Origin of the sequence: Streptomyces gardneri (assembly GCF_006539185.1) — a bacterium.
Classification (GTDB): domain Bacteria; phylum Actinomycetota; class Actinomycetes; order Streptomycetales; family Streptomycetaceae; genus Streptomyces; species Streptomyces gardneri.
The window spans coordinates 38,792-50,398 of the sequence record NZ_BJMN01000032.1; the positions used below are offsets into that span (position 1 = coordinate 38,792).

12 protein-coding genes are annotated in these 11,607 nt (G+C 69.1%); 6 read left to right on the plus strand and 6 right to left on the minus strand.

What is annotated here, in order from left to right; genetic code table 11:
• Nucleotides 1-15: 15 nt before the first annotated feature.
• From SGA01_RS24225 to SGA01_RS24245, 5 genes are all read left to right on the plus strand, one after another.
• Nucleotides 16-1,314, plus strand: a complete 1,299-nt coding sequence (locus SGA01_RS24225; protein ID WP_141298504.1) for a PTS transporter subunit EIIC — start codon at nucleotides 16-18, stop codon at nucleotides 1,312-1,314.
• A gap of 286 nt (nucleotides 1,315-1,600) precedes the next feature.
• Entirely contained in the window at nucleotides 1,601-2,866 is a 1,266-nt protein-coding gene (locus tag SGA01_RS24230; protein ID WP_055643258.1) for a PTS transporter subunit EIIC, read from the plus strand.
• A 254-nt stretch (nucleotides 2,867-3,120) separates the two neighbouring features.
• The gene (locus tag SGA01_RS24235) at nucleotides 3,121-3,315 is read left to right on the plus strand and encodes a hypothetical protein (protein ID WP_055643257.1); all 195 of its coding nucleotides are present in this window, start codon (nucleotides 3,121-3,123) and stop codon (nucleotides 3,313-3,315) included.
• Nucleotides 3,316-3,427: 112 nt separating this feature from the next.
• Entirely contained in the window at nucleotides 3,428-5,584 is a 2,157-nt protein-coding gene (locus SGA01_RS24240) for a peptidase domain-containing ABC transporter (RefSeq protein WP_167534173.1), read from the plus strand.
• Entirely contained in the window at nucleotides 5,581-6,894 is a 1,314-nt protein-coding gene (locus SGA01_RS24245) for a glycosyltransferase (RefSeq protein WP_141298506.1), read from the plus strand. The genes SGA01_RS24240 and SGA01_RS24245 overlap by 4 nt, the downstream gene beginning before the upstream one ends.
• Here SGA01_RS24245 and SGA01_RS24250 read toward each other — a convergent pair.
• Nucleotides 6,882-7,634: an MBL fold metallo-hydrolase gene (locus SGA01_RS24250; RefSeq protein WP_055643254.1), complete on the minus strand. Its 753-nt coding sequence runs from the start codon at nucleotides 7,632-7,634 to the stop codon at nucleotides 6,882-6,884. The two genes, SGA01_RS24245 and SGA01_RS24250, sit on opposite strands and share 13 nt — an antisense overlap.
• 203 nt (nucleotides 7,635-7,837) lie before the next feature.
• Here SGA01_RS24250 and SGA01_RS24255 point away from each other — a divergent pair, with 203 nt between their 5' ends.
• Nucleotides 7,838-8,329 carry a type II toxin-antitoxin system PemK/MazF family toxin gene (locus SGA01_RS24255; RefSeq protein ID WP_141298507.1) on the plus strand — a complete coding sequence of 164 codons (492 nt, stop codon included), beginning with the start codon at nucleotides 7,838-7,840 and terminating at the stop codon, nucleotides 8,327-8,329.
• 15 nt (nucleotides 8,330-8,344) lie between these two features.
• Here the strand turns inward: SGA01_RS24255 and SGA01_RS24260 are convergent, their stop codons facing one another.
• The 5 genes from SGA01_RS24260 to SGA01_RS24280 form a co-directional block, all read right to left on the minus strand.
• Nucleotides 8,345-9,295, minus strand: coding sequence for a PLP-dependent cysteine synthase family protein (locus tag SGA01_RS24260; protein WP_055643252.1), 951 nt, complete (start codon nucleotides 9,293-9,295; stop codon nucleotides 8,345-8,347).
• Between the two features lie 5 nt (nucleotides 9,296-9,300).
• The gene (locus SGA01_RS24265) at nucleotides 9,301-9,579 is read right to left on the minus strand and encodes a MoaD/ThiS family protein (RefSeq protein WP_141298508.1); all 279 of its coding nucleotides are present in this window, start codon (nucleotides 9,577-9,579) and stop codon (nucleotides 9,301-9,303) included.
• A gap of 91 nt (nucleotides 9,580-9,670) precedes the next feature.
• Nucleotides 9,671-9,787 carry a putative leader peptide gene (locus tag SGA01_RS42965; protein WP_317852193.1) on the minus strand — a complete coding sequence of 39 codons (117 nt, stop codon included), beginning with the start codon at nucleotides 9,785-9,787 and terminating at the stop codon, nucleotides 9,671-9,673.
• Between the two features lie 44 nt (nucleotides 9,788-9,831).
• The gene (locus tag SGA01_RS24275; protein ID WP_141298509.1) at nucleotides 9,832-10,617 is read right to left on the minus strand and encodes an ABC transporter ATP-binding protein; all 786 of its coding nucleotides are present in this window, start codon (nucleotides 10,615-10,617) and stop codon (nucleotides 9,832-9,834) included.
• Nucleotides 10,614-11,588, minus strand: coding sequence for a FecCD family ABC transporter permease (locus SGA01_RS24280; RefSeq protein ID WP_229917579.1), 975 nt, complete (start codon nucleotides 11,586-11,588; stop codon nucleotides 10,614-10,616). The genes SGA01_RS24275 and SGA01_RS24280 overlap by 4 nt, the downstream gene beginning before the upstream one ends.
• Nucleotides 11,589-11,607: the final 19 nt, after the last annotated feature.

Consider the following 11,607-nt stretch of genomic DNA (forward strand, 5'->3'; position numbering starts at 1 on the left):
GCAGGGAGGACGCCGATGAGTACCGACAGCGCCGCGGCAGCGCCGAAGAAGTCCGTGTGGGGCGGACTCTTCCAGGGCCTGCAGAAGATGGGGCGCAGCCTCCAGCTCCCCATCGCCGTCCTGCCGGCCGCTGGCATCATCAACCGGCTCGGCCAGCCGGACGTCTTCGGCGCCGAAGGTCTCGGCTGGGACAACGTCGCGAAGGTGATGGCGGGCGCGGGCGGTGCTCTTCTCGACGGCAGTCTCGGCCTGCCGCTGCTGTTCTGCATCGGTGTCGCGATCGGCATGGCCAAGAAGGCGGACGGCTCGACGGCGCTCGCGTCCGTCGTCGGGTTCCTCGTCTACTACACGGTGCTGCAGCAGTTCCCGAAGGACTGCCCCTCGGGCACGCAGGACATCGGTGGCGGCTGCCTGGCCACCGACGACTCCTTCGCCGGGTACACGTACCAGAATCCAGGTGTCTTCGGCGGCATCGTGATGGGTCTGCTCACCGCGTACCTCTGGCAGCGGTACCACCGGACGAAGCTGGTCGACTGGCTGGGCTTCTTCAACGGCCGGCGTCTCGTTCCGATCATCATGACGTTCGTGGCGATCGCGTTCGCCTCGCTCTGCCTGTGGGTCTGGCCGCCGATCGGTGACGGTCTGGAGAGCTTCAGCGACTGGCTGGTCGGGCTCGGTTCGTGGGGTTCGGGCATCTTCGGTCTGGCGAACCGGGCGCTGCTGGTCATCGGCCTGCATCAGTTCCTGAACGTGCCGATCTGGTTCCAGTTCGGCACGTACGAGAAGCCGGACGGTACGACGGTCCACGGTGACATCCCGATGTTCCTGGCGGGTGACCCGAACGCCGGTCAGTTCCTGACGGGCTTCTTCCCGATCATGATGTTCGCGCTTCCGGCGGCCGCGCTGGCGATCACCCACTGCGCCAAGCCGCATCGGCGCAAGGAGGTCGGCGGCATGATGCTGTCGGTCGCGCTGACCTCGTTCGTCACCGGCATCACCGAGCCGATCGAGTACTCGTTCCTCTTCATCGCCCCGCTGCTCTACGCGATCCACGCCGTACTCACGGGTGTGTCGATGGCCGTGACCTGGGCGTTCGGCGTGAAGGACGGCTTCAGCTTCTCGGCCGGCCTGATCGACTACGTGATCAACTGGAACCTCGCGACGAAGCCGTGGCTGATCATCCCGATCGGTCTGGCCTTCGCGGTCGTGTACTACGCGATCTTCCGGTTCGCGATCACCCGGTTCAACCTCCCGACCCCCGGCCGCGAGCCGGACGAGGTGGGGGACGAGATGGAGCGGGAGAACGTCAAGTGACCTCGCGAGCACCCTTCGGAGGGTGACCGATTCGGGGCTTTCGACCCCCTCGTAAGCCCTGCACAAGGCCCCTGGACCTGACGGTCCGGGGGCCTCATGTCGTGCATTTCGCGCTATGGCTGAGCACACAAAATTCGCAGGTTCCTTATCTAAGTCTCACGTGCTAAAACTGGTCTACACCACTCATTGGTGTAGACCACGCGGTCCAGACCACCGCGTTCCACGAGACGTCGCCTCCCCCCGTGTTCACTGCCCTGGCGGCGCCTTGCCTTACTGGAGGAAGTTGATGAGTACGGCCACCGCCCAGGCCGCCGCTCCCGCGAAGAAGCGCGGATCCGGCCTGTTCCAGGGCCTGCAGAAGGTCGGTCGCAGCCTGCAGCTGCCGATCGCCGTTCTGCCGGCCGCGGGTATCTTGCTCCGTCTCGGCCAGCCCGACGTCTTCGGCGCCGAAGGCCTCGGCTGGGACAAGGTCGCCGCCGTCTTCGCCACGGCGGGCGACGCGGTCTTCGCCAACATGCCGCTGCTGTTCTGCGTCGGCATCGCGATCGGCTTCGCGAAGAAGGCCGACGGCTCGACCGCGCTCGCCGCGCTGGTCGGCTTCCTGGTCTACAAGAACGTGCTCACCGCGTTCCCGACCTCCGAGGCCGTCGTCAACACGACCGCGAACAAGGGTGTCGACGTCGCCGCGACGTACAACGACCCCAAGGTCTTCGGCGGCATCATCATGGGTCTGCTCGCCGCGGTCATATGGCAGCGGTACCACCGCACGAAGCTGGTCGACTGGCTCGGCTTCTTCAACGGCCGCCGGCTCGTCCCGATCATCATGGCCTTCGTCGGCACCATCATGGGTGTCGTCTTCGGTCTCCTCTGGGAGCCCATCGGTGGCGTGATCACCGACTTCGGCAACTGGATGACCGGCCTCGGCGCTCTCGGCTCCGGCATCTTCGGCGCGATCAACCGTGGCCTGCTCCCGGTCGGCATGCACCAGTTCGTGAACACCGTCGCCTGGCAGGAGATCGGTTCCTTCACCGACTCCACCGGCGCCGTCTGGCACGGCGACCTGCCGCGCTTCTTCCACGGTGACCCGTCCGCCGGTCAGTTCATGTCCGGCTTCTTCCCGATCATGATGTTCGCGCTGCCGGCCGTCGCCCTGGCGATCACCCACTGCGCCCGCCCCGAGCGCCGCAAGGTCGTCGGCGGCATGATGTTCTCGCTCGCCCTGACCTCGTTCGTCACGGGCATCACCGAGCCCATCGAGTTCGCGTTCATGTTCCTGGCGCCGCTGCTCTACGTGATCCACGCGGTGCTCACCGCCGCCTCGATGGTCATCACGTCGGCCCTCGGCGTGCACCACGGCTTCACCTTCTCCGCCGGTGCGCTGGACTACTTCCTGAACTGGACGTACGCCTCCAAGCCGTGGCTGATCATCCCGATCGGCCTCGCGTTCGCGGCGATCTACTACGTGGTCTTCCGCTTCGCGATCACCAAGTTCAACATCATGACCCCGGGCCGCGAGCCCGAGGAGGAGATCGAGGACCTCACCAAGGCGTGAGCCCGCCCGCCTGACGAAACGTCGGCCTTCAGGACCTGCTCGTGGTCCTGGAGGCCGACTTTCTTTTTTCCGGGTGCATGCCGGAGTCACGGGCCCGGGAATTGCCACCGGGGCGACCTGACAAACTCACGGACAAGATCACGCACATTCCTTCCCCCCTTCATAGGATTAGACCAATCGAGCCGGGGGAAACCGCTCGGCGCACCATCCCGACGGGCATGACCGGCCCGTCACGACCAGGAAAAGAGAAGCACATGAGCCTCTCCACGCTGCGCGAGATGAACTTCACGACCATGTCCGACAGCGAGACCGACGCCGTTTCCGGCGGCCGCCTCTCCAAGGCCCAGTGCGCCGCGATCTGGGCCAACGCCCAGGCCAACATGCTGGGTTACGGCTGTGGCGGCAGCTACACGGACTACATGGGCATCTACAACCGTGAGTGCCGGTAGCAGATAACGCTGCCAGGAATCACCTGACAGCACTATGAACGGCGGCGCCTCCTCTCCGGGAAGGAATCCCGGATGCCGAGGCGCCGCCGATCCGCATCCCAGGGGGCGCAAGATGAAATGGCAGGCCTATCACACGCATCAGGAAGGTGATACGGACTGCGGCCCGGCCTGTGTGCGCACGGTCCTGCGGAGACACGGAATACACGTGGATTCCGCGATCCTTCGGGAATCCGTGGGTCTCGGCGAAGGCGGTGCGAGCCTTTTCCGGCTCCAGCAGGTGCTCGACGACTACGGCGTCACCTCCCAGGCCTTCCGCCTGACCGTGGACGAGCTGCACCAGGCCGTCACGCTGGCAGGGCCCGCCATAGCCCTCACGACGGACGCGGGCCTCTCCCACTTCATCGTCGTCCAAGAAGCCCTGCCCAACGGCGACTTCGTCATCAGCGACCCGTGGTTCTACCGACCCAGGACCGTGACCGCCGACGAGCTGTCGCAGACCTTCTCCGGCGAGACCCTCGTCTCCGAGACCCCCTCGACCGACGTCAGCCGGTGGGGGCGCTTCAGGCATTCCTGGAAGCAGAGCGTCTTCGTGAACGAGATGCGCGAGAACCGGAGGACGATCACCGGGGTCATCGCTCTGACGCTTCTCGTGGCCGCGCTCTCGATCTCCAGCAGCATTTATCTCCAGGTGTCCGTCGACAGATTCCTGCAGTCGGACAGCATCAGCGCCCTTACGCTGACCTCCCTGTCTTTCGTGGGAATGGTACTGGCCGCCGGAGCCCTCCAATACATACGCGGACTCATCATCGTCCGGTTCGGGCAGCGCGTACAGAAGAACCTGTCCGAGCGCTACGTGGAGAAACTCCTGCGGCTCCCCGTCCGCTTCTATTCGGGCCGCAGAACCGGAGACCTGGCAAGCCGGCTCGATGACATCCAGGGAATACAGACACTCCTGACGTCCACCACGATCGGGGTGTCGGTGGACATCGCCGTCGTGCTCATCGTCGGCGGCTACCTCGCATGGGCGAGCCTTCCCCTCTTCGGCATCCTCATGAGTTCCGCGTTCATCACCGTCGTGGCCTCGTGGACTCTCTATCGCGGAATTCGGGAGACCTCCGAGGAGGCATTGCAGCGTGACGCCACCCTGAAATCCGAACTGATCAACATCCTCGATCACCACGAGGTCGTCTTCTCACACGGGAAACGCGCCTTCGCAGCCCGGCGGATATCCGAGACTCTGTCACGGCGCATCGAATCCGAGACGAGACTGGGGCGCCTCGACAATCTCTCCGCCACGATCCGGCTGGTGACCCACGGATGCTTCGCCGTCACCGTGACCTGGATCGGGCTGCTCCAGGCCCAGAGCGGCCGGATCTCGCTGGGGCAGGTCCTCAGCTTCATCTCGCTGTCCGGGTACTTCCTCACCTCACTGGTGAACATCTCCACCCTGCAGACCACGCTCCAGCGGAGCTCCGCAGCGATCGGCCGCTATCGGGACATCATGACGCAGCGTGAGCCCGGCATCGTCCCGTCCTCCGCGGGCACCCCCGCACGTCCCGGCGATGTGCCCGCACAGACGGACCTCTCGCACCGGGCGGGCTCCTCCCTTTCGGCACGGGGCCTCACGTTCTCGTACCCGGGCACTGCGCGCCGCGTCATCGAGGACGTCTCCGTGTCCGTCCCCGCGGGGCGCTCGGTGCATCTGGCCGGGGACAACGCCTCGGGGAAGAGCACCCTCCTGAAGCTCCTGGCAGGCCTGCACACGGCGGACGCCGGGACGGTCTTCGTCGGCGGTGTGCCGCTCGAACGCCTCGACCCCGAGACCGTCCCCCACAAGGTCCTCTATCTGCCCGAGATCCCGATGATCCTCAACACGACCGTCCGGGAGAACCTGACGCTGGGAGCGCACCACTCCCAGGACGAGGTCGATCAGGCCTGCGCCCTGGTCCATGCGACCTCCGTCGTCGACTCCCTCGACAAGGGCTACGACGAGGTCCTGCGGGAGGACGGGACCCGCCTGTCCCGAGGCCAGCTGCAGAAGCTCGCGCTGGCACGCGCGGTGCTGATCCGCCCCGACGTCTTCCTGTTCGACGAAAGCTTCAGCGGCATCGACCAGGACTCCTTCGTCCGGATCTGGGACTCCCTGGCCACGACGGGAGCCACGCGCGTCCTGGTGGCTCATCGGGAGGTCGACGACCTGCGGTGCGACCTGACCGTGCGCCTGGACAGCGCCCCCGACCGTGCCTCCCTGACGAAGGAACCCGCATGAAGTTGTCCGATGTCCTCGATCAGGCCTGGGCCGAGGATTCCGGCCGGCCGACCCCGCTGGGCCGGGATCTGCGGCTCGTCCGCGCGGCCGCCCCGGAGCTGCTCGCGCTGGACGTCCGGGCGGGTTCGTACGGCGAGCTCGCCGGCTCCTACCGGCCGGACCGGGCAGGCGCCGTCACCGCCGTCGTCCTGACACACGACGAGGAGCAGGTGATCGGTGCGTGTCTGCGCGCCCTGACCGACGACTGCGACCGTCTCCTCCTCGTCGACGCCGAGTCCGAGGACGCGACCGTGGGTACCGCGAGGTCCGCCGTCGCCCACGTGGAACACGTCACCCGCGCATGGACCGACGACTTCGCCGCACAGCGCAACGCGGCGTTCGAGCAGGCTCGTCCGGGCGGCTGGCTCGCCCATGTGGACGCGGACGAAACCCTGTCGGCGGAGAGCAGGGGGCGGCTGCGGGCCGTCCTGTCGGCGCTGGACCACGTCCTGCCCGGTGCCGACCTGGTGGTGTCCCCACGCATTCTCGACACGAGTCGGGAATGCCATACGGACACCCGGCGGATCGTCCGCTCCGACTCGGCCCTGCGGTTCAGAGGGCGCCTCCACGAGCGGCTGTACGACGCACACGGCGCCCAGCCTCCGTCCGTCGAGGTGGACGTGGTCTTCCACCACACCGGCTACGAGCCGGAAGTGATCGCACGCAAGGGGAAGCGGGAGAGGTACGCACGGCTCGTCGAGATGTGTCTGACGGAGGAACCGTCGAATCCGAAGTGGCACTTCTACGCGGTGCGCGACGGCCTCGTGGGCCGCAAGCCCGGTCCCGACGAAGCCCTCGCACTGTTCCGGAGGCTCCGGGAGGCACACGCCCTGTACGACGAGGCTCCCCTGTCCGACTACGAGGCGGAGCGCTGCACCGACAGCCTGGTCCTCCAGTGCGAACTGGCCCTGGGCTTCGGCGGCGGCCGTGAGATCGCGGACCTCGCGCCGCTCCTGCACGCGCGGGGACGCCCCCTCGAAGCCTCGTACTACCAGGCGTTCGCCGAGTTCAGTGCCCTGCTCAGCCGCTCCTCGCGGCTCCTGGACCAGCTCTCCGAGGGAAGCCGGCACCAGCTGCCGGGCAATCGGCAGCTGGCGGGCCGCAGCTACGACCTCCAGGCCCTGCTGGCACTGACATGCGGCCGCTACGACGAGGTGCCCCTGCTGCTGGGCGAAGCCCGGTCCCGCCAGGCCGGATCGCTCACGACGGCCACCGTGGAATCTCTCGCGGACCGGTTGCCGAGCTGGCGGGACCTTCCTCAGACCTCGTAGACCGCGCCCGGTCGGGCCAGCTCCGACGGGCCCGAGTACACCGCGCGGGCGTCCGCCAGGTTCTGCTCGCCGTCGGTCCACGGGGGGATGTGGGTGAGGACCAGTCGGCCCACCGACGAGCGGGACGCCTCGGCGCCGGCCTCGCGGCCGTTGAGGTGGAGGGCCGGGATGTCCTCCTTGCCGTGGGTGAAGGACGCCTCGCAGAGGAAGAGGTCCGTGCCGTCGGCGAGCTCGTGGAGCGACTCGCAGACGCCGGTGTCGCCGGAGTAGGTGAGCGAGCGGCCGCCGTGCTCGACGCGGATGCCGTACGCCTCGACCGGGTGGCACACCTTCTGCGTGCGGACCGTGAACGGGCCGATCTCGAAGGTGGCCGACTTCAGCGTGTGGAAGTCGAAGACCTCGCTCATCGAGGTCGGCGAGGGGGTGTCCGCGTACGCCGTGGTCAGGCGCTGCTCGGCACCCTCCGGCGCGTAGACGGGAATCGCGTCGCAGCGCCCGCCCTCGTGCCGGTAGTAGCGGGCGACGAAGTATCCGCACATGTCGATGCAGTGGTCCGCGTGCAGATGGCTGAGGAAGATCGCGTCGAGGTCGTACAGACCGATGTGTCGTTGCAGCTCGCCGAGGGCGCCGTTGCCCATGTCGAGGAGCAACCGGAAGCCGTCGGCCTCGACGAGGTAGCTCGAACAGGCCGAATCCGCGGACGGAAACGACCCGGAGCAACCGACGACGGTGAGCTTCATGGAGCGTGAACCTCCGTGGACGGGTGCGGAAAACGCGCTGAGGGAGGGGGAGGCTGTGCGGTCTGTCGAGCGTAAGGCGCACCTGGGCCTGTCGCTCCTTCGTGGCGGCCCGTTGTGGGCGAACTCACGGGCTCTGTCACCGGTTCGGATGGATGGCGGGGCGTCACGGCGGAGTGGGGCGCGCGCCGGTACCGTCTTGAGGTATGGACACGTCATGGTGGCCCGCGCTGGCCGCGGTCGTGGTGATCGCGCTGGTCGTGGTGGTCGCCGGCGGACGGAAGAGTGCGTCGGGAAAGCCGTCGGGCCGGAGGCCTTCGGGACGGAAGCCTTCGGAGCGGACCCGCCCGCCGGGTAGGCCGGCCGGGCCGCGGAAGGCGCCGTCGCGGCTGCCGCGGGCGGGCGAGATCTGGTGGGCGGACGTGCCCTTCGAGGACGGGCCCGGTTCGAAGGACCGGCCGTGTCTGGTGCTCTCGCTACGGGGGGACAGCGCGCTCGTCGCCAAGATCACCAGCAAGTACCACGACGAGCGGCCGGGGGTGATCGCGCTGCCGCCGGGGGCGGTGGGCGACGCGCAGGGGCGGCCGAGCTTCCTGGAGACGGACGAGCTGCGGGACGTGCCGGTGGCGGACTTCCGCCGGAAAGTGGGAACGGCGGACCCGGTCGTATGGGACCAGGTCCGCCATCTGGCGCGCTGAGGGAGCCGTGGAGGCTCAGGCCCAGAGCTGGCCCTGGACCGTTTCGATCGCTTCTTCTGTCGTCTTGGCCGTGTAGAGGCCGGTCGACAGGTACTTCCAGCCGCCGTCGGCGACCACGAAGGCGATGTCGGCGGTTTCGCCGGCCTTGACGGCCTTGTTGCCGACGCCGATGGCCGCGTGCAGCGCGGCACCGGTGGAGACGCCCGCGAAGATGCCCTCCTGCTGGAGGAGTTCGCGGGTGCGGGTGACCGCGTCGGCGGAGCCGACGGAGAAGCGGGTGGTGAGGACGGAGGCGTCGTACAGCTCGGGTACGAAGCCCTCGTCGAGGTTGCGCAGGCCGTAGACGAGGTCGTCGTAGCGCGGCTCGGCGGCGACGATCTTGACGTCGGGCTTGTGCTCGCGGAGGTAGCGGCCGACGCCCATGAGCGTCCCCGTCGTGCCGAGGCCGGCGACGAAGTGGGTGATCGAGGGGAGGTCGGCGAGGATCTCGGGGCCCGTGGTGGCGTAGTGGGCGCCCGCGTTGTCCGGGTTGCCGTACTGGTAGAGCATCACCCAGGACGGGTTCTCGGCGGCGATCTCCTTGGCGACGCGTACCGCCGTGTTCGATCCGCCCGCGGCGGGGGACGAGACGATCTCCGCGCCCCACATGGCGAGCAGCTGGCGGCGCTCCTCGCTGGTGTTCTCGGGCATGACGCAGACGATGCGGTAGCCCTTGAGCTTGGCGGCCATGGCGAGCGAGATGCCGGTGTTGCCGCTGGTCGGCTCCAGGATGGTGCAGCCGGGCGTGAGGCGGCCGTCCTTCTCCGCCTGCTCGATCATGTGGAGCGCGGGGCGGTCCTTGACCGAGCCGGTCGGGTTGCGGTCCTCCAGCTTCGCCCAGATGCGGACGGAGTCCGAGGGCGAGAGCCGGGGGAGGCGGACGAGCGGCGTGTTGCCGACCGCCGCCAGCGCGGAGTCGTAGCGCATGTGGATCAGACCATGCCGCCGGCGACGGCCGGCAGGATCGTGACGCTGTCACCGTCGGTGAGCTTGGTGTCGATGCCGTCGAGGAAGCGGACGTCCTCGTCGTTCAGGTAGACGTTGACGAAGCGGCGGAGCTTGCCCTCGTCGACGATGCGGGCCTCGATGCCGGTGTGGCGGGTCTCGAGGTCGGCGAAGAGTGCGGCGAGGGTGTCGCCGTTGCCCTCGACGGCCTTCTCGCCGTCGGTGTAGGTGCGGAGGATGGTCGGGATGCGGACCTCGATGGCCATGACGTGGGCTCCTGTCGGAAGTGGCGTGGTGGGCGCGCTGCTGGGGCCCCGCGCGGAGGGGGGTCGTGCGGAAGTGCGCTCGGCCGGTCGCTCAGAGCGCAGCGCGGGACGTACACATCGCGCTGGCGAGGCGGCACAGGTCGACGTGCAGGCGTGCCACGAGCAGGGGTGTGCCCGGAGTCTCTTCGCTCACGTCGTGGGAAACCATGGGCTCATCGTATCGATTCCCGGTCCGGGTTTCGGAATGTGATCTCACATGGTGGATAGTTTATGACCGCCCACCGGACTGTGGAGGTAGACGACGGTCGGGCTGCCGGTCCTCGGGTGCGGAATGACCTCGGCGTCCACCCCGTAGACGGCGGTGAGAAGCGCGGGGGTGAGGACCTCGGCGGGGGTGCCTCCGGTGACGACCCGGCCTTCCACCATGACGTAGAGGCGGTCGCAGTAGGCCCCCGCGAGGTTGAGGTCGTGCAGGGCGAGCAGGTTGGTGGTGCCCAGGGTGCGGACGAGGGCGAGGACGTCGAGCTGGTGGCGGATGTCCAGGTGGTTGGTGGGCTCGTCGAGGACGAGGAGGGCCGGGTCCTGGACGAGGGCGCGGGCGACCAGGGCGCGCTGGCGCTCGCCGCCGGAGAGCGTGGGGAACGGGCGGTCGGCGAGCTCCGCGAGGCCGACGCGGGCGAGGGCGGCCTCGACCCGGTCCCGGTCGGCGCCGGTGTCGCCCTCCCAGAAGCGTTTGTGCGGGGAGCGGCCGAGGGCGACCAGTTCGCGGACGGTGAGCTCGAACTCGGTGCCGCTGTCCTGCGGGACGGTGGCGACGCGTCGGGCGCGGGCCTTGGGGCCGAGGGCGTGGAGGTCGTCGCCGTCGAGCGTGGCGCGTCCCGCGGTGGCGGTGAGGGTCCCGTAGACGCAGCGCAGGAGGGTGGTCTTGCCGCTGCCGTTGGGGCCGATGAGGCCGACGGTCTCGCCGGCGCGGACGGTGAGGTCGGCGGAGCGGAGGCGACTGCCGTACGAGAGTCCGTGGAGCCGTAGTTCGGTCACAGGGGGGCTCCTTCGGGGCGGCGGCGCATCAGCCAGAGGAAGAACGGGCCGCCGATGAGCGCGGTGAGGACGCCGACGGGGATGTCCTGGGGTGCGGCGACGGTCCGGGCGGCGAGGTCGGCGAGGACGAGGCCGAGGGCCCCGCCGAGCGCGGCGACCGGGAGGAGGCGGCGGTGCGGGGCGCCGACGGCGAGCCGGGCGGCGTGCGGGGCCATGAGTCCGATGAAGCCGACGGCTCCGCTGGCCGCGACCATGACGGCGGTGACGAGGGAGGCGAGGACGAAGACGGCGGCGCGGAAGCGGGCGGTGTCCAGGCCGAGGACGGTGGCGCCCTCCTCGCCGACGAGGAGCAGGTCGAGCGGGCGGGCGAGGGTCAGGAGGGCGCCGACGCCGAGGACGAGGACGGCGGCGGGCAGGGCGAGGGTGTCCCAGCGGGCGCTGCCGAGGCCGCCGAGGGACCAGTACAGCGCCTCCTGGAACTGCTCGGGCCGGCCGGCGACGACGAGGAGCAGGGTGGCGAGGGCGGAGAGGACGTACGAGACGGCGACCCCGGCCAGGACGAGCCGGACGCCGGTCATGGTCCCGCCGCGGCGCGCGAGCCCGTAGACGAGGACGAGGGCGAGGAGCGCGCCGGCGAAGGCCCCGCCGGGCAGGGCGATCGTGGTGGTCACCCCTCCCCCGACGCCCAGGACCAGCACGAGGACGGCTCCGGCGGAGGCGCCGGAGGAGATCCCGAGGAGGAAGGGGTCGGCGAGGCGGTTGTTGACGAGGGCCTGGAGGACGGCGCCGACGACGGCGAGGCCGGCGCCGACGACCACCCCGAGCAGGACCCGGGGCAGCCGGACGTCGAGCACGATCGTGCGGTACGGGGAGGGGGCCGCCCGCCCGGTCAGGGCGTCGAGCACCTGGCCGGGCGGGATGCGGACGGAGCCGAGGGCGAGCGAGGCGATGCCGGCGAGGGCCAGGGCCAGGGCGAGTCCGGCGACGACG

What these genes read in the sequence shown, in the direction of transcription:
- SGA01_RS24245 (WP_141298506.1), top strand. Translation starts at nt 5,581, where the DNA reads ATGAAGTTGTCCGATGTCCTCGATCAGGCCTGGGCCGAGGATTCCGGC.
- SGA01_RS24250 (WP_055643254.1), bottom strand. Translation starts at nt 7,634, where the DNA reads ATGAAGCTCACCGTCGTCGGTTGCTCCGGGTCGTTTCCGTCCGCGGAT.
- SGA01_RS24225 (WP_141298504.1), top strand. Translation starts at nt 16, where the DNA reads ATGAGTACCGACAGCGCCGCGGCAGCGCCGAAGAAGTCCGTGTGGGGC.
- SGA01_RS42965 (WP_317852193.1), bottom strand. Translation starts at nt 9,787, where the DNA reads ATGGTTTCCCACGACGTGAGCGAAGAGACTCCGGGCACACCCCTGCTC.
- SGA01_RS24255 (WP_141298507.1), top strand. Translation starts at nt 7,838, where the DNA reads ATGGACACGTCATGGTGGCCCGCGCTGGCCGCGGTCGTGGTGATCGCG.
- SGA01_RS24240 (WP_167534173.1), top strand. Translation starts at nt 3,428, where the DNA reads ATGAAATGGCAGGCCTATCACACGCATCAGGAAGGTGATACGGACTGC.
- SGA01_RS24235 (WP_055643257.1), top strand. Translation starts at nt 3,121, where the DNA reads ATGAGCCTCTCCACGCTGCGCGAGATGAACTTCACGACCATGTCCGAC.
- SGA01_RS24265 (WP_141298508.1), bottom strand. Translation starts at nt 9,579, where the DNA reads ATGGCCATCGAGGTCCGCATCCCGACCATCCTCCGCACCTACACCGAC.
- SGA01_RS24230 (WP_055643258.1), top strand. Translation starts at nt 1,601, where the DNA reads ATGAGTACGGCCACCGCCCAGGCCGCCGCTCCCGCGAAGAAGCGCGGA.
- SGA01_RS24260 (WP_055643252.1), bottom strand. Translation starts at nt 9,295, where the DNA reads ATGCGCTACGACTCCGCGCTGGCGGCGGTCGGCAACACGCCGCTCGTC.